Annotated in this window: 24 protein-coding genes; 8 read left to right on the top strand and 16 right to left on the bottom strand. The window is 64.7% G+C overall.

Translation table 11 applies throughout. The features are described 5' to 3' along the window. Positions 1–16: 16 nt before the first annotated feature. Complete coding sequence (locus NUH88_RS07775; protein WP_257771172.1) at positions 17–1,483, bottom strand: efflux transporter outer membrane subunit; 1,467 nt, start codon at positions 1,481–1,483, stop codon at positions 17–19. A gap of 241 nt (positions 1,484–1,724) precedes the next feature. Here NUH88_RS07775 and NUH88_RS07770 point away from each other — a divergent pair, with 241 nt between their 5' ends. Both NUH88_RS07770 and NUH88_RS07765 read left to right on the top strand, forming a co-directional pair. Further along, positions 1,725–2,051 (top strand): hypothetical protein, encoded by a 327-nt coding sequence (locus NUH88_RS07770; RefSeq protein ID WP_257771170.1) that lies wholly within the window; start codon positions 1,725–1,727, stop codon positions 2,049–2,051. A 104-nt stretch (positions 2,052–2,155) separates the two neighbouring features. Continuing rightward, entirely contained in the window at positions 2,156–3,757 is a 1,602-nt protein-coding gene (locus tag NUH88_RS07765) for a Rieske (2Fe-2S) protein (RefSeq protein ID WP_257771168.1), read from the top strand. A 6-nt stretch (positions 3,758–3,763) separates the two neighbouring features. Here the strand turns inward: NUH88_RS07765 and NUH88_RS07760 are convergent, their stop codons facing one another. The 4 genes from NUH88_RS07760 to NUH88_RS07745 form a co-directional block, all read right to left on the bottom strand. Continuing rightward, positions 3,764–4,549, bottom strand: a complete 786-nt coding sequence (locus tag NUH88_RS07760) for a hypothetical protein (RefSeq protein ID WP_257771166.1) — start codon at positions 4,547–4,549, stop codon at positions 3,764–3,766. Positions 4,550–4,627: 78 nt separating this feature from the next. Continuing rightward, positions 4,628–5,302, bottom strand: a complete 675-nt coding sequence (locus tag NUH88_RS07755) for a DUF1028 domain-containing protein (protein ID WP_257771164.1) — start codon at positions 5,300–5,302, stop codon at positions 4,628–4,630. 13 nt (positions 5,303–5,315) lie between these two features. Continuing rightward, the gene (locus tag NUH88_RS07750; RefSeq protein WP_257771162.1) at positions 5,316–5,735 is read right to left on the bottom strand and encodes a RidA family protein; all 420 of its coding nucleotides are present in this window, start codon (positions 5,733–5,735) and stop codon (positions 5,316–5,318) included. A 44-nt stretch (positions 5,736–5,779) separates the two neighbouring features. Beyond that, on the bottom strand, positions 5,780–7,051 hold the full coding sequence (locus NUH88_RS07745; protein ID WP_257771160.1) for a flavin-containing monooxygenase: 1,272 nt from the start codon (positions 7,049–7,051) through the stop codon (positions 5,780–5,782). Positions 7,052–7,244: 193 nt separating this feature from the next. Between NUH88_RS07745 and NUH88_RS07740 the strand changes: the two genes are divergently transcribed. The 5 genes from NUH88_RS07740 (at position 7,245) to NUH88_RS07720 (ending at position 11,980) form a co-directional block, all read left to right on the top strand. Next, positions 7,245–8,483, top strand: a complete 1,239-nt coding sequence (locus tag NUH88_RS07740; protein WP_257771158.1) for an MFS transporter — start codon at positions 7,245–7,247, stop codon at positions 8,481–8,483. A gap of 179 nt (positions 8,484–8,662) precedes the next feature. Then, positions 8,663–9,919 carry a PQQ-dependent sugar dehydrogenase gene (locus NUH88_RS07735; RefSeq protein WP_257771157.1) on the top strand — a complete coding sequence of 419 codons (1,257 nt, stop codon included), beginning with the start codon at positions 8,663–8,665 and terminating at the stop codon, positions 9,917–9,919. Then, positions 9,916–10,494: a c-type cytochrome gene (locus NUH88_RS07730; protein ID WP_257771156.1), complete on the top strand. Its 579-nt coding sequence runs from the start codon at positions 9,916–9,918 to the stop codon at positions 10,492–10,494. The genes NUH88_RS07735 and NUH88_RS07730 overlap by 4 nt, the downstream gene beginning before the upstream one ends. 84 nt (positions 10,495–10,578) lie before the next feature. Beyond that, entirely contained in the window at positions 10,579–11,850 is a 1,272-nt protein-coding gene (locus tag NUH88_RS07725; RefSeq protein ID WP_257771154.1) for an aspartate aminotransferase family protein, read from the top strand. Next, positions 11,843–11,980 carry a hypothetical protein gene (locus NUH88_RS07720; protein WP_257771153.1) on the top strand — a complete coding sequence of 46 codons (138 nt, stop codon included), beginning with the start codon at positions 11,843–11,845 and terminating at the stop codon, positions 11,978–11,980. Before NUH88_RS07725 ends, NUH88_RS07720 begins: the two co-directional genes overlap by 8 nt. 27 nt (positions 11,981–12,007) lie before the next feature. On the opposite strand, the gene NUH88_RS07715 is transcribed toward NUH88_RS07720, so the two are convergent. The 8 genes from NUH88_RS07715 to NUH88_RS07680 all read right to left on the bottom strand — a co-directional run bounded on the left by NUH88_RS07715 (position 12,008) and on the right by NUH88_RS07680 (position 18,700). Next, positions 12,008–12,673: a hypothetical protein gene (locus NUH88_RS07715; protein ID WP_257771151.1), complete on the bottom strand. Its 666-nt coding sequence runs from the start codon at positions 12,671–12,673 to the stop codon at positions 12,008–12,010. A gap of 150 nt (positions 12,674–12,823) precedes the next feature. Continuing rightward, positions 12,824–13,663, bottom strand: coding sequence for a hypothetical protein (locus NUH88_RS07710; protein WP_257771149.1), 840 nt, complete (start codon positions 13,661–13,663; stop codon positions 12,824–12,826). A 130-nt stretch (positions 13,664–13,793) separates the two neighbouring features. Further along, the gene (locus NUH88_RS07705) at positions 13,794–15,191 is read right to left on the bottom strand and encodes an NAD(P)(+) transhydrogenase (Re/Si-specific) subunit beta (RefSeq protein WP_257771147.1); all 1,398 of its coding nucleotides are present in this window, start codon (positions 15,189–15,191) and stop codon (positions 13,794–13,796) included. 17 nt (positions 15,192–15,208) lie between these two features. Continuing rightward, positions 15,209–15,625, bottom strand: coding sequence for an NAD(P) transhydrogenase subunit alpha part 2 (locus tag NUH88_RS07700; RefSeq protein WP_257771145.1), 417 nt, complete (start codon positions 15,623–15,625; stop codon positions 15,209–15,211). A gap of 3 nt (positions 15,626–15,628) precedes the next feature. After that, on the bottom strand, positions 15,629–16,927 hold the full coding sequence (locus NUH88_RS07695) for a Re/Si-specific NAD(P)(+) transhydrogenase subunit alpha (RefSeq protein ID WP_257771143.1): 1,299 nt from the start codon (positions 16,925–16,927) through the stop codon (positions 15,629–15,631). 93 nt (positions 16,928–17,020) lie between these two features. Continuing rightward, positions 17,021–17,698, bottom strand: a complete 678-nt coding sequence (locus tag NUH88_RS07690) for a hypothetical protein (RefSeq protein ID WP_257771141.1) — start codon at positions 17,696–17,698, stop codon at positions 17,021–17,023. After that, positions 17,695–18,138: a D-aminoacyl-tRNA deacylase gene (gene dtd, locus NUH88_RS07685; RefSeq protein WP_257771139.1), complete on the bottom strand. Its 444-nt coding sequence runs from the start codon at positions 18,136–18,138 to the stop codon at positions 17,695–17,697. Before dtd ends, NUH88_RS07690 begins: the two co-directional genes overlap by 4 nt. A gap of 52 nt (positions 18,139–18,190) precedes the next feature. Then, a complete protein-coding gene (locus NUH88_RS07680) occupies positions 18,191–18,700 on the bottom strand; it encodes an Lrp/AsnC family transcriptional regulator (protein WP_257771137.1) in 510 nt (169 codons plus the stop codon). 158 nt (positions 18,701–18,858) lie between these two features. Between NUH88_RS07680 and NUH88_RS07675 the strand changes: the two genes are divergently transcribed. Next, positions 18,859–19,827 (top strand): mitochondrial fission ELM1 family protein, encoded by a 969-nt coding sequence (locus NUH88_RS07675; RefSeq protein ID WP_257771135.1) that lies wholly within the window; start codon positions 18,859–18,861, stop codon positions 19,825–19,827. On the opposite strand, the gene NUH88_RS07670 is transcribed toward NUH88_RS07675, so the two are convergent. The 3 genes from NUH88_RS07670 to metZ all read right to left on the bottom strand — a co-directional run bounded on the left by NUH88_RS07670 (position 19,824) and on the right by metZ (position 22,136). Continuing rightward, entirely contained in the window at positions 19,824–20,303 is a 480-nt protein-coding gene (locus NUH88_RS07670) for a GNAT family N-acetyltransferase (protein WP_257771133.1), read from the bottom strand. The two genes, NUH88_RS07675 and NUH88_RS07670, sit on opposite strands and share 4 nt — an antisense overlap. Next, positions 20,303–20,827 (bottom strand): PAS domain-containing protein, encoded by a 525-nt coding sequence (locus NUH88_RS07665; RefSeq protein ID WP_257771132.1) that lies wholly within the window; start codon positions 20,825–20,827, stop codon positions 20,303–20,305. Before NUH88_RS07665 ends, NUH88_RS07670 begins: the two co-directional genes overlap by 1 nt. Before the next feature lie 100 nt (positions 20,828–20,927). After that, entirely contained in the window at positions 20,928–22,136 is a 1,209-nt protein-coding gene (metZ, locus tag NUH88_RS07660; protein ID WP_257771131.1) for an O-succinylhomoserine sulfhydrylase, read from the bottom strand. Between the last annotated feature and the right edge of the window lie 199 nt (positions 22,137–22,335).

Genomic DNA, 22,335 nt, shown 5'->3' with positions numbered 1-22,335 from the left:
CTCTCCGGGGGTATCGTTAGCCGGATGCCGGCGCTGCGGCGGCGGTTTCGAGGACGCCGTCCCAGCCGCCGCCGAGGGCCTTGTTGAGGGTGACGTAGCCGGTCGCGATCCGGGCGGTGCTTTGCAGCAGCGCGTCCTCGGCGGAATAGAGCGAGCGCTCGGCGTCGAGCACATCGAGGAAGCTGATGCTGCCCGCGCCGTAGAGCGAGCGGGCGAGCCGGGCCGCCTCGCGATAGGATTCGGAGGCTTCCGCCAGACTGCGGTTGCGGATCCGTTCCTGGGCGAGCGCGACGATGGCGTTTTCGACATCTTCCAGCGCGGTCAGGACGGTGGAGCGGAAAGCGGCCTCGAACTGGTCGCGCTGGGCCCGGGCCAGATCGACGGCGGCCTCGAGCTGGCCACCGTTGAAGATCGGCACGGTCAGCGACGGGCCGATCGCCCAGCCGATGGAGGAGCCTTTCGCGAGGTCGCCGATGCTGGTGCCGGAGGTCGCGATGCTGCCGGTCAGGCTGACGCTCGGATAGCGCGCCGCCTCGGCCTCGCCGATCAGCGCGGTGTAGCGTGCCAGTTCCCGTTCCGCACCGCGGACGTCCGGGCGGGTCAGCAGGATGTCTGCCGGAACGCCGGTCGGGATCGGCCGGGTCGGCCGCGGGATCGGCGCACCGTTCCGCAGCATGGCGGCGAGGGCGCCCGGCGCCTGGCCGGTCAACACGCCGAGTCGATGCACGGCTTCCGCGAAGGAGACTTCCAGCGCCGGGATATTGGCCTCGGTGCTGCTCGCCTGTCCGGCGGCATTGGCCATGTCGGAGGCGGCAGTGGCACCGGCCCGGAAGCGCGCCCGGGTCAGTGACTCGGTCTCCCGCATCGAGATCGCCGTGCGCCGGGCGAGGTCGATCCGCGCCCGGAAGGAGCGGGCGGAGACGTAGTTCGACGCGATATCGCCGATCAGGGTCAGCATCGTGTCGCGCAGATCCTCTTCGGCCGCGCCGACACCGTAGGCGGCCGCTTCGACACGGCGTTTTCGGCCGCCGAAGATGTCGAGCTCCCAGCTCGCGTCGAATCCCGCCTGGAACTGCCCGTCGATGCTGTTGTCGGATCCGGCGAGACCGGTGGAGCCGGACCCGTCGAGGCTCGGCTGCAATGCGCCGCCCGCCTGCCGGTAGCTGGCGCGGGCTTCCCGGATCCGCGCCCGCGCCGCCGCGAGGTCGAGATTCTGACCCGAGGCGCGCTCGATCAGCCCGTTAAGGGTGGGATCGTCGAGTTCGGTCCACCAGCGGGACAGTTCCGGCACGGCCGTCTCGCGCGCGGCGGCGCTCTCCGTCCCCCAGTCCGTCGGCAGCGACAGCGCGGGCACCCGGTATTCCGGGCCGACGGTGCAGCCCCCGAGCATGAGGACGGCAAGGACCAGCCCCGCCCTGCGACCGGCGGCATATCTCTCCTGAGGGCCGCGTTGAGCCGCGCCCTTCGGCAATCTCTTCATCATATCGCTCTGTATCAGGGGGCTGGCTTCCGCGCGGAGCGGTGGCGGGCTCTTTTCCAATTGTTCATCTTTTTAGAACGGTCGGCCACCGTCAATCCGTCGCGGCGGCGGGTAGAAACTCAAGATGAACCACAGGTTTCGCTCCCCTCCCGATTTGGTGTAGGCTTTCCAGCGGCTTAGGGGGCTCAACGAGACGCAGCGCGCAGGACCGCCGGATGACCGGCCAGGGCGCGCCGGGGGATGTATGCGGCGGTTCTTTCGCTTTCTCGCACTGATCCTGATTCTGCTCGCTCTGGCGCTGGCGGCGCGCGACGGCTATGTGAGCTGGCAGACGGGCAGGCTGAACATCATGGATGCCGGAACGCTCTGGGCCGGGCTGCATCGCGACAGCCTGCAGCTCGCCGAACCGGCGATCACCCGCTACCTGCATCCCTATCTCTGGCACCCGGTGACGGTCACGATCCTGCTCATGCCGGCCTGGCTGGTTTTCGGCGTGCTCGGGATCGGGCTCTGGCTCCTGACCCGGCTCCGGGCCCGGCCGGCATCGCGGGACCTTTTCATGCGGCATTAATTAAAAAAGAAATTTCTTGATATAAAAATCCATGCGCGCAGAATGGACCCGTTCATAGGACGGGGGCCGAGCATGAAGGCGCTCGCCGGTAAGGGAGAGACGCCATGACACAGAAACCGGAACCGCGATGGGTCGAGGCGATGCCGCTCACCGCGCTGGAAGCGGCCGGGCGGAAAATCTTCAAGACGGACGGCAAGCAGATCGCGCTCTTCCTGGCGGACGGTGCGGTCCATGCCTGCAACAACCGGTGTCCGCACGAGGGATATCCCCTGCTGGAAGGCACCCTCGACAAGAGCGAGGCCGGCGCCTGCCGGCTCACCTGCAACTGGCACAACTGGAAATTCGACCTGGCGAGTGGCGACAACCAGGTCGGCGGCGACCGTCTGCGGATATATCCCACCCAAATCCGCGACGGCGCCGTCCTTATCGATATCGCGGACCCACCGGCGGCGGAGCGCGTCGAGGCCGCGCTCGGCAATCTCCGGGAGAGCTTCCGCGACCACAACTACACCCGCATGGCCCGCGAGATCGCCCGGCTGCAGGCGGCGGGCGGCGATCCGCTGGAGGCGGTGCGCCGGGCCGTGCTCTGGACCCATGACCGCTTCGAGTGGGGCACGACCCATGCCATTGCCGCCGCGCCGGACTGGCTGGAGCTCGGGGAAGATTACGGCGGGCGCGACGCGGCCTCGGCGCTGATCCCCTTCGTCGAGGTGGTGGCTCATCTCGCCTGGGACAGCCTGCGCTGGGAGCGTTTCCCCTTCGCCGAAGGTGTTGCGGAATTCGACGCCGACCGGCTGGTCGATGCGATCGAGACGGAGGACGAGGCGGAAGCGCTCGCACAGGTGCGCGGCGCCGTCGCCGGGCCCGGCTGGCGGGCGCTGGACGCGCCGCTGACACGCGCCGCGCTCGCCCATTATCAGGATTTCGGCCATTCGCTGATCTATTGCTACAAGACCCGCCAGCTGGTCGAGCGGCTCGGCGGCGAGGTGGCGGAACCGCTCTATCTCGCGCTTGCCCGCGCTCTGGTGAATGCCAGCCGCGAGGACCTGATCCCGGAATTCCGCGCCTACGGCCCGGCCCGAAAAGCCTGGGACGGCGCCGGTGGCGATCCAGTCTCGGCGGAGGAGTTCCATGCGCTCAACGTGCCCCGTGCACTGGAGCGGGTGAACCGTTCGAGCGGGGACCGGTCAGCCCTGTTCGACGCGCTTTTCGAGGCCGCGGCGTGGCAGATGCTGCATTTCGACATGTCCTGGGGCACGCGCCACGACCGGCCGGTGCCGGACAATGTGAACTGGCTCGATTTCACCCACGGCATCACCTTCGCCAATGCCGTCCGGGCGCAATGTTCACGGCACGCGGATCTCTGGCCGGACGCGCTCCTGCAGATGGCCTGTTTCACCGGCCGCAACGCCGCCTACACCGATGCGCAGCAGGACAGCGAACAATGGCGGGTGGAGGATCCGGAGGCCTATTTCGAGGACCTGTTGCCCGGCCTCTTCGACCATGCGGAGCCGGAATACATCGTCTCCGCCCACATGGTGAAGTTGCCCGTCGCCGCGCGCGAAGAGATCCGCCTCCGCCCGGACGCGCCCTGGGCACCGGTTCTGGCGGCGGCAGTGAACCGGTTCTTCCACTCCAGGATCAAACGCAAGCACGTAATGCGCACGGCGAAACAGTCGCTCGCCTTCGTCGCGGCGGAGGGGTGAGGGGGGTTACTGCACGGCGCTGCCAACCTCGGGGAAGTCTTCCAGTATGAGAGTTATGTTCTCAAGAACTGTAAGGCTCTGGGGTGTCAGCGGATGGGTCTTGCCGTTCGGATCGCGAAAGACGGAATCCGAAGCAGTTGCTCCCGGCATCTCGTAGCGGACCAGTACCCGGCGGTCCTCCACTTGTTCGGTCGTCTGGCCATCCCAGTATCCGTTCGGGTCTTTGACGGGATGTTCCCGGAAGGTCCGTTCGCCGACAAAGATCAGTGTCCCGAGATCGCTCACTTCGCCATTGCGGATATCGAAGACGGGAGCGTCGCTTTTCAGGCTGTTATGCTCATTGAGAAATACAATCTCATCATCGTCCCGAACCGCGGCGGCGGCTGCCTTCAACACGACATACAACAGGCCGCCTCGTGGATATGGATCATAGTATCGCTCCCGCAGGCGGGTGATCGCGTAGGTTCCCGGAGCGGCTTCGAAATCCCAGAACTTGCATGACATTCCCGGCTCAAACATGGAACCGGGATGCTTGTTGGGAGCCGTCACGGAAGAAACAACAAAAGTCTGGGTCCAAGCTCCGCTCGGGTCGAGATCGCGCTCATTGGAGGCGTCGGCAACTCTCTCAATGGTCAATGTAAAGATATGGTCGAAGGCGAAGTCGCCGACGCAGACATTGAGCGTCGCGCCGCCATTCCCTTTCTGGACCACGAGGTTACGATTTTGGCCGGATGTAGTCTGGCAGGCAGACAGGAGGAAGGCGATGGCAATCGCCGCCAAAGAGACGCGCATTAATTTCCCCAACTCGATCGGTGCGGGTCAAAGCTCGGTCGTGACCGGTTCTAGAACAACACGCCCAGATTGTGGAGCCTATTCGTCCCCCGGCACGCCGTAGGACGGCGCTTCGCGCGGATCGAGCGCGCGGGTGACGTAGGCGTCGAGCTGGGGCTTGTAGATTTCCCAGGCCGTCGCGATGGCCTCGATCGGGCAGTTCTCGGTCCAGTCGCAGCGCAGGTCCGCGACTGGCCAAGCGTATTTGTCCGCGAGCTGCATGCCCGCCGAATGCACCGGACCGGCTTCGCCGCCGGCGGCAAGCCCGGCGCGCATCGCCGCGATCAGCCGGTCGCCGAGATGGCCGCCGGAGGCGCCGAAGGCGTCGACAATGGCGGCGGGGACGTCCTTGTTGGCGAGCAGGTTGCCGCCCGAGGCGACATTCTCTGCCTTCGCCTCCGCCCAGATGCCGAGCGCATTGCCGCCGGAATGGATCGCGGTGGTGCCGTGCTTGTCCACGGCAAGCACCTGACGGTAGTCGAGATGCTCGGCTTCCCGCCGCATGGCCTCGATGGCATCGGGCGCGGAGAGGCCGACCTCCATGCGGTCCAGCACCAGCGGGCCGAGCCTCGGGTCGGTCACGTTCTGGCTGGCGACCGCGCCGACGCCCGCCCGGGTATAGGCACAGCGCGCCGCGACGGCGGGCGAGGAGGAGGAGATCGCGATCCCGAACATGCCGGTCTCGGCGCAGCGGGCGACAAGGGAGAAGGTCATCGGGAACTCCGGATCATTCGTCGGGAATGACGGCGGTGCCGTCGATTTCGACCAGCCATTCGGGCCGGGCCAGCGCCTGGACCACGAGCCCGGTGCAGACCGGATGCACCCCCTTGATGTACTCGCCCATGGTCCGGTAGACAGCCTCGCGGTGGCGCACATCGGTGATATAGACGACAAGTTTTACAAGATGATGCATCTCGCCGCCGGCTTCCTCGAGGAGCTGGCGGATATTCTGCATCACCTTGTGGGTCTGCTCCGCCGGATCGTGGCTCTCGATGTTCTTCGCCGTGTCGAGATCCTGCGGGCACTGGCCGCGCAGCCAGACCGTGCGCCCGCCGCGCGTGATCACGGCCTGGGCGAGATCGTTGTCGAGCTTCTGTTCCGGGTAGGTGTCCCGGGTGTTGAATGTCCTGAGGCGCTCATGGGCCATGTCGGGTCTCCGTGGGGGATGGGTGTCGGCGTCGCGGGCCGTTGCTATGCCCCGCCGCGCGACCGCGCCGCGGCGTCGTAGTCGAGATAGCTGCGCTGGATCGCGATCTGGTCGGCGATATGCATGGCGTCGTGCCAGACGCCCCAGATGAAGCTCGATCCGCGGCGCGAGAGCCAGGGCAGGCCGAGGAAATAGATCCCGGGCTCGCTCGAGACGCCGCGCTGGTGCCGGGGCTTTCCGTCTTCGTCGAAGGCATCGACCTTGAGCCAGTCATAGTCGGTGCGGAAGCCGGTCGCCCAGAGGATCGTCCCGATGCCGGCCGTCTTCAGGTCCAGCTCCCGGACCGGATTGGCGACGCAGTCCGGATCGGAGCCGATGACGTGGGCTTCCGGTTCCTCCGGCAGGTCGAGCCCGTTCCGTGCGGCGAACGCGTCCGCCTGGCGCAGGACGGAGAGATAGTTCTCGTCGCCCTCGGCGATGTTGCGCGCGAGATCGCCCGCGAAGCGCATGACGCCGTCCTCGTACCCTTCGGTCAGACCGGCGAGCGTGATTCCCTGGTCCGCGAGATTGCGGAAATCGACCGTCTCGCCGCCGCGCGCGCCGCTGACGGCGATGGCGATATGCTCCGTGCCCGGTGTCGGCGCCGCGATGTCCCAGAGGCCGAGCACGCCGAGCCACCAGCAATAGTCCCGTCCGCGATAGGCGCGGGGCGGACGGTGGTGCGGGCCGACCGAGAGGGTGACCTTCCTGCCGGAGCGGTTCAGTTCGTCCGCGATCTGCACGCCCGAGGAGCCGGCGCCGACCACGAGCACGCCGCCGTCCACGAGCTGGTCCGGATTGCGGTAGGCGCTGGAATGAAGCTGGGCGATCCCTTCGGTTTCGGGGACGACCGGCGGGATCACCGGGATCTGGAACGGGCCGGTGGCAACCACGACATTGTCGGCCTCGACCGGTCCTTCCGATGTCTCGACGCGGAACCCCCGCCGGCCGTCGTTGCGGCTGACCGAGGTCACTTCCACGCCGGACCGGACCGGGGCTCCGACCATCTCCGCATAGTCGGCAAAGTAGTCCGCGACCTTTTCCTTCGGGATGAAGCTGTCCGGGTCCGCGCCGGCGAACTCCAATCCGGGAAAGCGGTCGTGCCATGCCGGGCCGTTGGCGACCAGCGAGTCCCAGCGCCCGGAGCGCCAGCGCTCGGCGATCCGGCCGCGCTCCAGCACGAGGTGGGGAATGCCGGCCTTGCCGAGATGCTCGCTCATCGCGATCCCGGCCTGACCGGCGCCGATGACAAGCGTGTCGATTTTCTCAACGGACATGAGGGTGACCTTAAGTATGCGGAGTGGAACTGATCAAGAAATGGCATTCGAGGCGCTTCGATGGAGTGCCGGTCAACCGGAGAGGGCACCCGCAGTCTGGGGTGAGCGGGTGCTTCGAGGCAAGGCGCAATTGGCCGCATGGCCGCCCCGTGCACGCGCTTGACACGCCTCGCGTTCCAAGCGAAGCAGGCATATGTCTCCGGCCTCGTCCCCGACGAATTTCTATCTCGCGAATGCCCGCTGGCTGGCGGCCGGACTGCTTTGCACGCTCTGTTCCTCCTTCGGCCAGACCTTCTTCATCTCTCTCTTCGCTGCCCAGTTTATGGCGCTGCACGGCCTGACCGACGGGACCTGGGGCAGCCTCTATGCGGGCGCGACACTGACTTCGGCGGCCCTTCTGATCAAGAGCGGGCAGCTTGCCGATACGATGCGGCTGCGCACGCTGGCGATCATCGTTGTCGGCGCTTTCGCCCTGGTCTGCGCGGGCATGGCGATCCACGACTCCGTCGTCATGCTGTTCCTGATGGTGCTCGGGCTGCGTTTCTTCGGACAGGGCATGATCAGCCATGTCGGCATGACGGCGACGGCCCGCTGGTTCCAGGCGCGCCGCGGCCGGGCGATCGCCATCACCTCGCTCGGGTACGGGATCGGTGAAGCGGTACTTCCCGCGGTCGCGGTGCTCGCCGTCGCGCTGGTCGGCTGGCGCGGAGCCTGGTGGCTCGCGGCGGCGACGGTGCTGATCGTATTCGGCGGCGCGCTCTGGGTTCTGTTCGCGCTCGACCGCACGCCCCGGGGAGGCGAGACGAGCGGCCCGGCGCCGGGCGCGCTCGGCCGTCACTGGACCCGCCCCGAGGCGCTCAGGCACTGGTCCTACTGGGCGCTTTTCCCGGGCATCCTGACACCCGCTTTCATCGGCACCGTGATCTTTTTCCACCAGGCGCATGTCTCCGGCGTGAAGGGCTGGAGCCTCGCGGAGATGGCGGCCGGATATCCCGCCTATGCGTTTTCCGCCATCGCGGCCTTGTTCATCGCCGGACGGATCATCGACCGGTTCGGCGCGCTCGCATTGCTGCCGCTCTTCCTGCTGCCTATCGGGCTCGGTATCGTGCTGCTGCAGGCGAGCGATCAGGTCTGGATCTGGGGCGTGACGCTCGGCTGCATCGGCTTCGGGGCCGGTTTCTCGAGCGCGCTCAACGGAGCGGTCTGGGCGGAGATCTACGGTACCCGCAATCTCGGCGCGATCCGGGCGCTCGCGGTCTCGGCCATGGTTTTCTCCACCGCCATCGGGCCGGCCATTACCGGGATCCTGATCGATCGCGGCATTGCGCTCGAGGCGCAGGGTATCGTGATGATGCTCTGGTGCGTCGGGCTCTCGGCGATCTACGTGCCGGTGGCGGCGCGGCTTCGGGCTCTGATTGCCGCGCCGTCCTGAATGACAGGCTCCGGTGACGCGGAAATTACGCGCAAAAAGAGAGATTTGGCCTCATTTCTGACAGTAATGCTTCCCTAATTTTGGCTGGTTTCGCCATGTGAATCGGCTTGACGTACCTTGTGGCGACGCAAATCATGGTTGCATAACAAGGCTGAAAACGAGCCGCAGGGAGGAATGTAATGAAGCGGATTATCGCAGCGATACTGGCGTCTTCTGTCATCTCGGGCGGGGCGCTCGCGCAGTCGGGTCAGGTGCCGGACAATCTGGAGAAGCTCTCCAGCTTCAAGACAACCGGCGTGACTGAGTTCACCTTCATCGAGCAGGGCGGGGACTACGCCGCCGGAATCCGGAAGACGCTGGAACGGATCAGGCTGCCGGACGGGTTCAAGATCGAGCTCTATGCCGTCGTGCCGGATGCGCGGCACATGGCGGTCGGCCCGCAGGGTATCGTCACCTTTGTCGGCACCCGCAAGGACAAGGTCTGGTCGGTCACCGACCGCAACAAGGACAGGGTCGCGGACGAGGTGAAGGATTTCGCCCCGTCGCTCCGTTTCGCCATCCCGAACGGGCCGTGCTTCTCAAAGGATGGCTTTCTCTATATCGCCGAACAGAACCGGGTGCTGCTGTTCCCGGCCGCCGAGTTCTTCTACGAGAGCCCGGACGTGGCCGCCTTCAATCTGATCAAACAGGGCGACCTGATTCCGCCCGAGGAGGAGAGCTACAACCACACCGCCCGGGTCTGCCGGATCGGGCCGGACAACAAGATCTACATCTCCCTCGGCCAGCCCTTCAACGTGGCGCCGCAGGAGAAGCTCGAGCTCTACAACAAGGTCGGCATCGGCGGGATGATACGCCTTAATCTCGATGGCTCGGGACGCGAGGTCTATACCTACGGCATCCGCAATTCGGTCGGGCACGACTTCCATCCGGAAACCGGCGAGCTCTGGTTTACCGACAACCAGGTCGACGGCATGGGCGACGATATCCCGCCGGGCGAGCTGAACCGGCAGACCGCCATGGGGCAGAATTTCGGCCACCCGTGGTATGGCGGCGGCGATACCCGCACTAACGAGTACAAGGACGAGACGCCGCCCGACGGCATCGTGATGCCGGCGGTCGAGGCGGTCGCCCATGCGGCCGATCTCGGCATGACCTTCTATACGGGCCGGATGTTCCCGGAGAGGTACAAAAACGCGATCTTCTCCGCCCAGCACGGTTCCTGGAACCGTACCACGCCGGTCGGCGCGCGGGTGATGGTCACCTTCGTCGACGGTGATGGCAATGCCTCGATGTTGCCTTTCGCGGAAGGCTGGCTGGACGAGGAGACGGGCGAGTATCTCGGCCGCCCGGTCGACGTCGCACAACTGCCCGACGGCTCGATCCTGGTCTCGGATGATCTCGCGGGTGCGCTCTACCGGATCAGCTACGCGAAGTGAGGGTAGCCCTGATCATCGGCCTCGGCGGGCTGTTGCTCGCCGGGGCCGGACCCGCTCGGGCCGACGATCCGGTGGCGGGACGTAAGATCGCCAACATGTGCCGCACCTGCCACGGGCTCAACGGCTATGCGAAGATTCCCATCGCGCCGCATATCGGCGGCGAGCCGAAGGCCTATCTCGAGGCCCAGCTCATGGCTTTCAAGACCGGGGCGCGGAGCCACGAGATGATGTCCGTGGTCGCAGGCGGGCTCTCCGCGCAGCAGATCGCCGACGTGGCGAGCTGGTATGCGGCGCACGAGGTGACAGCGGAACTTCCGGCGGGAGCCGATCCGGCGAATGCGCCTCAGGCCTGCGTCTCCTGTCACGGGGCGGACGGGCTCGCGCTCCTTGAGGACGCGCCCAATCTCGCGGGCGAGACCAACATCTATATCGACACCCAGCTGAAGGCATTCAAACGCGGCAGGCGCAAACACGAGATCATGAGTGCGATCGCCGCCGAGGTGTCGGACGGCGATATCCGGGCCGCGGCGGACTGGTATGCGGCGGTTAAGCTGACGGTGAAGCCGGCGAAGTAATCCTGTCTCGATACATTCTTCGCGTTGCATTGCTTCCGGCGCCTGTGCCTGAATGCTCCCTTGATCTTGCACGGGAGCATTTCGATGGGCGGTACTCCGAGCCTTCAGGACTGGCGCGACCGGGCGGCGAAGGTGCTGCCGGCGGCCGGGTTCGGCAATTTCGATCCGAGCGTCGTCATCGCGCGCGGCGAGGGCGCACGGGTCTGGGACGCCGACGGCAACGAATATGTCGACTACCTGATCGGCTCCGGCCCGATGATGCTCGGCCACGGCCACCCCGAAGTGCTGGCGGCGGTGCAGGAGCAGGTGGCGCAAGGCTTCACCTTCTTCGCCAACAATGCCCACGGCATCGAGCTCGCCGAGGAGATCGCCGTTGCCATGGCCTGCGCCGGGCAGGTGCGCTTCGTCTCTACCGGCAGCGAGGCGGATATGTATGCGATGCGGCTCGCCCGCGCCCATACCGGCCGCGAGAAGATCCTGAAATTCGAGGGCGGCTATCACGGCATGTCCGGCGAGGCGCTGATGAGCCTCGCGCCGTCGAAGCGGGTGAACTTTCCGCAGGCGGTTCCGGACAGTGCCGGCATTCCGGAAGCGGTGCGCGAGGCGATGCTGATCGCGCCGTTCAACGATCCGGATTTCGTGCGCGGCTTGCTGGACGAGCACGGAGACGAGATCGCCGGCGTGATCGTCGAGCCGCTGCAGCGCCTGATCCCGCCGGAGCCGGGCTTCCTCGCTATGCTGCGGGAGGAGACGGCGAAACGCGGCATCGTGCTGATCTTCGACGAGGTGGTGACCGGTTTCCGGCTCGCCTATGGCGGCGGGCAGGAGAAATACGGCGTGACGCCCGATCTCTGTACGCTCGGCAAGGTGATCGGCGGCGGCTTCCCGCTCGCCGCGATCGCCGGGCGCGAGGAGATCATGGCGCATTTCGACAAGGCCAAGGCGGGCGACGGCTTCACCTTCCAGATCGGCACGCTCAGCGGAAATCCGGTGGCGAGCGTCGCCGGGTTGAAAACCATGGAGGTGTTGAAGCGTCCGGGCGCTTACGAGACGCTGCGGGCCAGCGGCCAGCGCGTGATGGACGCAATCTCCCGCGAACTCGGCGCTGCAGCAATCGCGCACCGCGTGGTGGGCGATCCGGTGCTGTTCGACGTGGTCTTCACCGGCCGCGACGTGAAGAACTATCGCGACACCACGGACGGCAACGCCGAACAGGCGAAAACTTTCAATGCTGTCCTGCGCAAGCACGGGATCCTGAAGCCCGACAGCAAGTTCTACATCTCGCTTGCTCTGACCGAAGCGGATCTCGAAAGGACCGAAGCCGCCATCGCGGCCGCGGCAAAGGCCCTTGTCTGAGGAGCGCGAGAACGAGGCGCCGCCGGTGCGGCGGCGCGGTGAGTTCATCTTGAGCGGCGAGGTCGGACGCTGGCAGCGGCTCGGGCGGATGATCTCGACGCTCTGGCGCTGGCTTTTCCCGGGTTCCTGAGTCCGGGCCCGGCAGAGCGGAAGACCGCTACATGCGGTCTTCCGGCTTGATCTCGGGAAAGTCTTCGAGAAGCAGCTGGCGGCCTTCGAGGGCTGCCAGAGAGCGGCTCGTATTCGCCTTGAGCGCTTCGGTTATATGGGAATTTACCTCGGCCATCTCGGCGCCTGGCGGTGCATAAGTGACGTAAAACCGCCGGTCGATGACAGACTCGGTCTGCTGCCCGTCCCAATAGCCGGCATTGTCACGGACAGGCTTCTGCCGCTGACGCAAATCGGCCTCGAAAGCGATGGTGCCGAGATAGACGACCTCGCCCGATGAAATCGTAAATTCAGGCGCGGAGGGCTGGATCTTGCCGTCTTCGTCGGCAAAGGCGATCTGATCCTTCTGTGCCTGGGAAATAGCGGCCATGCCGACCGTTGTGATCAGGCTGACCAGAGGGCTGACTCCGGGGCGCGGATTACCGATCAGCAGGCGTTCGTTGAGGCTGGTAACTGCATACGTCCCGGGCGCGAGTTCAGGAACCCATTGCCGGCAGCGCCAGTCGCTCCGCGCCGGGTGATCGCGTAACAGATAGCGGTCGAACAGGCTGACACTTTGCGAAAGATGTTTCTTCAGTTCCTCCGCCGGCTCCCGCTGCAGCCGCGTCGTAGGATCGAGTTCGCTCAGCGTGACCGAAAAACCGTGATCTGCCACGGTCCGATCCGCGCAAAGGATGATGACAGCGGCCCCGTTTCCTTGCGTCAGGGTCCGGGATTCGTAGGTTCTGTTCGTAGTTTGGCATGCGGACAGGAGGAGGCAGCAAAGCGCGGCAATTATTCGGTTCATTTGGGGCAACCCTGATGATCAGCTGGCGGCTGCGGCAGCAGCCTTGTCGGACGTGTCGTGTTCGCTGCGCGGAATGGATCGCCGGACGGTTTCCGCATCGTCATAATCCTCGAGGACGAAGCGGCGGTCCTCGAAAACCGAAAGGGGCTGTGGAAGCAGCGGGTAGCGCGAGAGATTGAGCCTCTCGATATTCGGGGTCAGATCCTTCTCGTCGTAGCGGTAATCCGCCATGTAACGATGGACGGTCTTGGTGATCATGGACTCGCCGTCCCAGTGCCCGTCTCTATCGTATTCCGGAAATCGCGAAACCTTGGGATCCGTCACGACGGTCAGATGACCGGCATATGTCATCCGGCCCGCCTGGATTTCGAAAGTAGGGGCGTCCGGCAGGAGGACGTCATCGTCATCCACGAAGGGGAGAATGTCGGTGGTGCCTTCCGCGATGGCGAGGAAGAGCAGGCCGCCGATTGCGAACCCGATCGGGTCGCCGACATAGACGACTTCGCTTTCGGACGGGCCCGGCGAGAGCTTTGCTTCCATCTCAGTGATCGCGTAGTGCCCGGGGGGAAGCTGCGTCAGCCACAGGAAGTCTCCGCCTTTCCGGATGTGATAATTGTGCCGGACCTTCGATCCCGCAACGGGCTTGTCGCCCAGCTTGACGAGTTTTCGGGTATCCGGGTCGTACTGCGCGATCGAATAGAAGTATAGGTTCTTGATCGCTGCCGGCTCGATGGTGAGATCCATCGCAAAGCCGCCCATCCCGTCAGCGAGCTGAACTGGCGGTTCGGGTTTTTCAGGCGTGGTGACACAACCGGCGAGCAGCAGGAGCAGCCCGCCAAAGAAAACTCTGGTTATCATTCCGGTCCCCAATTCTTGAATGTCCTGCCTAGCAGAGTGCGACGAGCGTCGCCAGACGGTTCATGCCGGCAGCCGAAAAAAGAAAAAGGCGCCGAAGCGCCTTTTTCCGGAAGCCTAGTTGCATTGCTCTCTAGTCGAGCGCCTGCACGATTTCCTCGCACATCTTCTTCGCGTCCGAGAACAGCATCATCGTGTTGTCCCGGAAGAAGAGCTCGTTCTCGACGCCGGCATAGCCTGACGACATGCCGCGTTTGACGAAGAGCACGGTCTTGGCATTCTCCACGTCGAGGATCGGCATGCCGTAGATCGGGCTCGCCGGGTCGGTCTTCGCCGCCGGGTTGGTGACGTCGTTCGCCCCGATGACGAAGGCGACGTCGGTCTGGGCGAAATCGCGGTTGATCTCTTCCAGTTCTAGCACGTCGTCGTAAGGCACGTTGGCTTCCGCCAGCAGCACGTTCATGTGCCCCGGCATCCGCCCCGCGACGGGGTGGATGGCGTAGCGGACGGTCACGCCCTTCGCTTTCAGCAGATCGGCCATCTCGCGCAGCGCGTGCTGCGCCTGCGCCACCGCCATGCCGTAACCGGGCACGATGATGACGGAGGAGGCGTTCTCCATGATGAAGGCCGCGTCGTCGGCACTGCCGGACTTCACCGAACGGTCGCCGCCCGGCCCGCCCATGGCGGCGGCCGCGTCTCCGTCGGCGCCGAAGCCGCCGAGAATGACGCTGAAGAAGGACCGGTTCATCCCCTTGCACATGATGTAGCTGAGGATCGCGCCGGAGGAGCCCACGAGCGCCCCGGTGATGATCAGCAGCGAGTTGCCGAGGGTGAAGCCGATGCCGCAGGCGGCCCAGCCGGAATAGGAGTTGAGCATCGAGATGACGACCGGCATGTCCGCGCCGCCGATCGGGATGATGATCAGGATGCCGAGCGCGAGCGCGAGCAGGAAGATCGCCCAGAACGCCGCCGCGTCCTGGCTGATGCAAAGCCAGACGACGAAGGCCACCAGCAGCAGGCCGAGAGCCGCGTTCAGCGGGTGCTGGCCGGAGAAGGTGACCGGCGCGCCGGAGAGGATGCCCTGCAGCTTGCCGAAGGCGATGATCGAGCCGGTGAAGGTCACCGCGCCGATGGCGAGGCCGAGGGCCATTTCCACCAGCGAGCCGACGGCGATATTGCCCGGCGTACCGATGCCGTAGGCTTCCGGCCGGAAGAACGCCGCCGCGGCGACGAAACAGGCGGCAAGACCGACCAGGCTGTGGAAGGCCGCGACGAGCTGCGGCAGCGCCGTCATCTCGATCTTGCGGGCGATGAAGGTACCGATCGCGCCGCCGATGACGATGCCGGCGAGGATGGTGCCGTAGCTCATCACTTCCGGCAGGGCGAGCGTCGTCAAAATGGCGATCGCCATGCCGGCAATGCCGAACATGTTGCCCTGGCGGGCGCTTTCAGGGGAACTCAGCCCCTTCAACGCCATGATGAAGCAGACGCTGGAGATCAGGTAGAGGACTGCGGAGAGATTCTCGGTCATGTCTTATGCTCCCCGGCTCAGCGCTTTTTCTTGAACATGGACAGCATGCGCTGCGTGACGATGAAGCCGCCGAAGATATTCACGGAGGCCAGCACCACGGCGCAGAAGCCCATGATCTGCGAGAAGTTCATCTCCGCCGGACCGGCAGCGATCAGGGCGCCGACGATGATCACGGACGAGATGGCGTTGGTCACGCCCATCAGCGGCGAGTGCAGTGCCGGCGTGACCTTCCAGACCACGTAATAGCCGACAAAACAGGCCAGGATGAAGACAGTGAAGAGCGAGATGAAGCTGTAGGGGCCCGAATGGCTCGCGGCCGCGGCATCGCTTGCGACGCTGCCCGCCTCGGCGGCGAACTGCGTGATCTCTCCGGCGAGGCTGGCAGCCTGCTCGGCGAGCGCCTTCGCCTTCTGTTCAATCTGGATCGCATCCATGGATCAGGCATCCCCCTCTTTGTCGGTTTTTTCGGCCGGCGCTTCGGTGGCAGGCTTTGCCGCCGTCTTCGGCTTCGCGGCGGTCTTGCGCGGCGCGCGCGGCTTGGCGGCCGCTTTCGGTTTCGCCGTCGACGTTCCGGCTTCCACCGCCAGGACGGACGGGTGTACGACCTTGCCGTCCCTGGTGATCAGAGATCCTTTCACGATCTCGTCCTCAAGATCGATTTTCATGCTCTCGGCCTCCGCGTCGTAGAGCGGAGTGAGGAAATTGAGCACGTTCTTCGCATAGAGTGCGCTGGCATCGACAGCGATCCGGCTCGGTACGTTGGCGTGGCCGACGATGGAGACATCGTGCTTGCGCACCACCTTGCCGAATTCCGAGAGCGGGCAGTTGCCGCCCTGTTCGACCGCGAGATCGACGATCACCGAACCCGGCTTCATGGTCTTCACCATCTCCTCGGTCACCAGAACCGGCGCCGGACGGCCCGGAATCAGTGCGGTACAGATGATGATGTCCTGCTTCTTGATGGTCTCGGCGATCAGATCGGCCTGCTTCTTCTTGTAGGCGTCGCTCATCTCCTTGGCGTAGCCGCCGGCGGTCTCGGCTTCCTTGAACTCCTCGTCCTCGACCGCGACGAAGCTGCCACCGAGGCTCTCGACCTGTTCCTTCGCGGCCGGGCGCACGTCGGTTGCCGAGACGACGGCGCCGAGACGTTTGGCGGTCGCGATGGCCTGCAGACCGGCGACACCGGCGCCCATCACGAGGACCCGGGCCGGCGGCACGGTGCCGGCTGCGGTCATCATCATCGGAAAGGCGCGGCCGAACTCGTTGCAGGCATCCAGAACGGACTTGTAGCCGGCGAGGTTGGCCTGGCTGGATAGGACATCCATGGACTGCGCACGGGTGATCCGCGGCACGAGCTCAAGCGCAAAGGTTGTAATTTTCTTGGCTGCCAGCGCATCGATCAGCGCGCGGTCCTTGTAAGGCTCCATGAGGGAGACCAGCGTCGCGCCGCTTTTCATCAGGGCGACCTCGTCGGCCTCCTTCTCGACCTCGGCGCCGGGGCCGATGGGCTTGCGTACCTTGAGCACGATGTCGGCACTGCCCAGCGCGTCCTTCGCGGTCTTCACGATCTTTGCGCCGGCGGCTTCATAGGCGGCGTCCGTCACGGCTGCCGTCATGCCCGCCCCGCTCTCGATCGCGACGTCGAACCCCATGGAGACGAACTTCTTGACCGTGTCCGGAGATGCGGCAACCCGCGCCTCGTATGGCCGCCTTTCTTTAGCGATGCCGATTTTCATTCGTGCTTCTCCCGTGCGTTGCGCGATCTGATTAATGCATGCGCAGACGTCGGCGAGAGTGCCGCGCGTCGGCAACCATGGCAAGTGCCGGGCTTATCGGATGGTGGATTGTCGCCGGTTGATCTCGGATGCGGCGAGATCCGAATCCCGCCTTTCTCCAAGTATTCTGCGGGCTTTGCGGCATTCCGGGGTAAGCAGGATGAGACCTTTTGCCTCGGTCTTGGTCTGGTTCCGGCATTCCCGCCCGAGGATGCGTTCGACCTCTCCCCAGGCCTGCTGGATGCGCACTGCCTCCGCCGCATAGTAGCGGTCGCGCTCTGCCTCGGTCGCGAATACGTTCTCCTGCAAACGGATGCGGACCCATTGCGGAAACAGTTTTCCGCGGGTGCCCTGATCGGGTTTCTGGTCCGGGCCGAAGGCCGGATCGACCGCTCCCGGTATCGCGATGCGCAGAGAGTAGAGCGGTTCGGCGATCGCGGGGACTGCCTTGCGTACCCGGAAATAACCATCGGCGAAGCAGTCAACGACCGGATCGGTGCCGAAACGCGAAAGGGCGACGAGACGCGGTGTGGTCAAGCTCAGCGGTGCGGCTGTGCCGCCAGAGACGACGCAGCGTTTGCCGCTCGGATCCGTGTCGATCAGGGATTGGGCGGCTCCGGCCTTGCGTTCCGGATTGGGCGGGAACTTTCCGCTCGGTGGCGGCTCGCTGCTGCAAGCGGTCAGAGCGAGGACGGCGGCGAAGGCGATGCCCAGGGTCCGCGCGCCCATCATGCCGCGCTGTCCAGCCAGATCGTGATCGGACCGTCATTGATCAGGGAGACTTTCATATCCGCCGCGAACCGTCCCTTTGCGACCGGCAGGCCGACTGCTTCGAGTGTCCGGCCGAAATGCTCGACCAGCGGGTTGGCGATTTCGGGCGCGGCAGCGGCGATGAAACTCGGCCGGTTGCCTTTTCGGGTATCCGCCGCCAGCGTGAATTGAGAGACCACGAGCACGCCGCCGCCGACATCCGCGACCGAGCGGTTCATCTTTCCCGCCTCGTCCTCGAAGATCCTGAGCTTTGCCGTTTTCGCCGCGAGCTTTTCCGCCTCGGCTTCTCCGTCTCCGTCGACCGCGCAGACCAGCGCGAGCAGACCGTGCCCGATCTCGCCGACGATTTCTCCGTCGACCCGGACAGCGGCTTCGCTCACTCGCTGCAGCAATACGCGCATGATTATCGGCTCCCCGGATGATGTCCGGTCCGCCCGTCAGGGCGTTTGCGGATCAGCCCTCTTCGCCCTCGTCCTCGTCGTCCTCGACATCGATCTCGACCGGCACACCCGGAACCTGCTTGCGGGTCCGGAAGGCGAGGGCGGTCTTCACATGCGAGACGTTCGGCGCCGGCGTGAGCCGGGTGGTCAGGAATTTCTGGAACGCGTCCCAATCCTTGGCGACGACCTTCAGCAGGAAATCGGTCTCGCCGGACAGCATGTGGCACTCCCGCACCTCGGGCCAATCCTCGACCATTTCCTCGAAGGCGACCAGATCGTCTTCCGCCTGGCTCGTGAGGCCGACGAAGGCGAAGATCGTGACCTTGTAGCCCAGCGCCTCTGGATTCACGTCGGCGTGGTAGCCCCGGATAAAACCTGCCTCCTCGAGAGCGCGGACCCGGCGCAGACAGGGCGGCGCCGATATGCCGGCCCGGTTCGCAAGATCCACGTTGGTCATGCGCCCGTTGTCCTGCAAGTCTCGTAGAATGCGCCGGTCGATACGGTCGAGCTTCACGCGCCGCATGTTGGAAGACTCCCTGGGGTCGGAATTTCAGGCCCGGCGGATCGGGAAATTCCCTTGCCGGATATTGCAGTGCAGGATAGATCAGATTGCATGGCTCGCGCAAGATTATTACATCTCTTTGTCATTATCGTGCGCAAATCTAATGTATGGAGCGGCCTATGAGCCTTCCGGCGGGGGCAACGGCCTGGATCGTCAGTGACGGGACCCGGGGGATGGAGGTTCAGTCCCTCGCGCTTGCACGCGCACTGGGACTCGATCCGGTGGTGAAACGGATCCGTCCCGCTCCCTGGCTCCGGGCCTTTCCGTCGCTCGGGTGCTGCCGCGCGGTTCCGTCATCGGCCGGCGGCGACACGCTCGCGCCGCCCTGGCCGGATCTGGTGATCGGCTGCGGGCGACGCAATGCCGGGGCGGTGCTTTCGATCAAGGCGCGCTCGCGCGGCCGGAGTTTCGCGGTCCAGATCCAGGACCCCCGCCTCGACCCAGCGCTGTTCGACGCGTTGGTGGTGCCCGAGCATGATCCGGTGCGCGGGGCAAATGTGGTTCTGACCACCGGTTCCCTGAACGGGATATTCGCGCTGGATCTCAAGAATGAGGCGAAGCGCTTCGAGGATCTGATCGGAAAGCTGCCCACACCGCGGGTCCTCGTCTCGGTCGGCGGCCCGACACGGCGCAGCCGAGTGGATCCTGCGCTCGCGGATCGTTTTGCGGAGAATCTCAAGAGATTGATGGACAGCGGGGGCGGCCTGATGATGACGACGTCCAGGCGCACGCCGGACCACCTCGTCCGGGCTCTTCGGGAACTCGCCGATGACTCAGAGTCGGCTCTGCTCTGGAACGGCGAGGGGGAGAACCCCTATTTGGGCTTTCTGGGGGCCGCCGACACGATCGTCGTCACTTCGGATTCGGTGAATATGACCTCGGAAGCCTGTTCGACCGGTAAAGGAGTCTATGTCGCGGATCTCCTTCGCCCCTCTGGCAGGATCGGGATCTTCCAGCGGACTCTCCCTGCGCGCGGACTCACTCGGCCGTTTTCCGGAGAGGCCGCGCCGTTCGCATACGACCCGTTGCGGGATGCCGAGCTGGCGGCAGATGGCGTTCGGCGGCTGTTTGCGGCCGCCGGGCGTTAGTCTGTCAGGAGATAGACGGCCTCTGTCTTGCCGTTGCTCGGCCTGCCGAGCCGGAATCCCGCCGCGCGATAGAACGCGAGTGCCTGCATGTTCGTGCTGCGGATGACCGCCCGGATCTGCCGATAGCCGAATTGCGATGTGTAGGCGATCATACGCTCGAACAGCGCACTGCCGACGCCTTTGCGGAACACGTCGAGAGAGACGAAGGTGCTGATATCGCAATGTGCGCCGTTCTCTTTGTCCGGCAGACAATCCTGCACGCCGAGCAATTTTCCGGACTGCCCGTCCAGCGCGGCGAGATACACGGCGCGTTCCGGCAATGTCCGGATGAAGTGCCGCTGATCCGCGACGCTCATAAGCTCGTTCATCGCCGTATAGGTCTTGGCGTCTATGATCCTGTTGAGAAGAAGTACGATTTCAGCGGCATCGTCTTCGGAGACGGGCCGGACGAATACGTCCGGAGATTCTGCGGTCATTATCCGGGCCGGTAGTTTTTCGGAACGGCGATCCCGAGAAGTGTATCGACGGTCTTTCGATCCTCGGCAAGGGGGAAAAGACCGCGCCAGATTTCGATCTGTTCGATGCGGTCATGCGGAACGGCGGCATCCCAGAATGTGGGCTCGGCGAGTAACACGGTAATGTCGAAGCTTTCCAGCATGAAATTGCGGTCGCCGTTCCGGAAGATCTCCGACGCGCGCTTGCCGGTCGGGTCGCGCTGGACCAGAGAGACGTTGCTCGTACCGGCGAGCTTGTAGCGGAAATCGAATTTCCCGTCGGCTTCGCGCAGAACCTCCATCAGGAAGATCCAAGGCAGGATGTCCCGGGGGATATCGGCCGGACCGAAGTCGGACCGTGCCGGCAGGGTCGGCGCCGGGGACAGATCCCTCCAGAACTTGTGGGTGTCCCGCACGCGCGAATCCTCCGGCAAGTCCTCCAGAGATATCCGCTCCGAATAGAGAAATGTGGACCTATTGAAGTCGTATTGCTCCGGACGGGCCATCTGCCCTCCTGCCTAGCCGCACTTCAATCGTATTTAATGCAAATATTAGTCGAATGACTTCCGGAGTCCACATTTTAAGGTGTACGCAGTTTCGGCGAAGCTAAATGCTGCCGAGTGCCCGGTCGAGGTCGCCGATCAGATCCGATGCGCTTTCGATGCCTGCCGAGATCCGGACCAGCCCCTGACCGATCCCGAGCGCGGCCCGGTCGGCTTCTTCCATCGCCCGGTGGGTCGTGGTGTAGGGATGGGTGATCAGGCTCTTGGTGTCGCCGAGATTGTTGGAGATGTCGACGATCTCGAGATTGTTCAGCAGCGTGAAGGCGGCTTCCTTGCCGCCTTTGACGTCAAACGAGACGAGCGTGCCGAAATTGCTCATCTGCCTCGCCGCGATCGCGTGCTGCGGATGAGAGGGGAGCCCCGGATAGATCACCTTCTCGATCTTATCGTGAGCTTCCAGAAACTCGGCGATCTTCCGCGCGTTCTCGCACTGGCGCTGGACCCGGAGATCGAGGGTCTCCAGCCCTTTCAGCAGGACCCAGGCATTGAACGGGCTGAGGCAGCCGCCGGTGTGGCGCATGAAGGGTTCGAGATAGTCTTTCCGGAATTCGTTGGAGCAGAGCACCGCCCCACCGAGGGTGCGGCCCTGGCCGTCGATATGCTTGGTGCCGGAATAGACCGAGACGTCGGCGCCGAGCCGGATCGGCTGCTGAAGGATTGGGGTCGAGAATACATTGTCGATCACGACGCGCGCGCCCGCTTTGTGGGCGATCTCCACCACGGCCGGAATGTCGATGATTTCCAGCGTCGGATTGGATGGGGTCTCGAAGAAGAAGACCTTGGTGTTCGGCTTGATCGCCGCGCTCCATTGCCCGATGTCGGTGCCGTCGATCAACGTCGCCTCGATGCCGAACTTGGGGAAGATCTTGGTCAGGATGTGATGACAGGAGCCGAAGAGGGCGCGTGCCGCGACCACATGATCTCCGGTTTTCAGCTGGCAGATCAGCGCCGCCCAGACCGCCGCCATGCCGCTGGCCGTCGCGAAACAGGTCTCCGCATCCTCCAGCAGCGCCATCCGATCCTCGAACATCTGGACCGTCGGGTTGCCGTAGCGGGAATACATGTAGCCGTCTTCCTCGCCGTTGAAGCGGGCTTCGGCGGAATCGGCGCTCTCGTAGACATAGCCGGAGGTAAGGAACAGGGCCTCGGCGGTTTCACCGAATTCGGAACGCTGGGTTCCGCCGCGCACCAGGCGGGTTTCAAGGTCCCAGTCTGCGGCTTCCGTGAAGGCGGGATTGGTTTTGTCGGTCATGGTCTAACTCCCAGGTCTCGGTCGGGCCCACGGGAGCGTTTCCCCGTGGCGCTTTAGCACTTGGTGACGCGGATGCAAGCTGCCCTCAAATCCCGCGGGTCCGAAGGGCCGGACCAGGCCAAAAAGCAAAAAATCCGTCGCGGCGGCGCCGGACGGATCGAAATCCCTCTTTAGCCGCATTTGTTAAGCGCCCGCAATC

Source organism: Nisaea acidiphila, from assembly GCF_024662015.1.
Lineage (GTDB): Bacteria > Pseudomonadota > Alphaproteobacteria > Thalassobaculales > Thalassobaculaceae > Nisaea > Nisaea acidiphila.
This window is presented reverse-complemented; position numbering and strand designations above follow the sequence as displayed.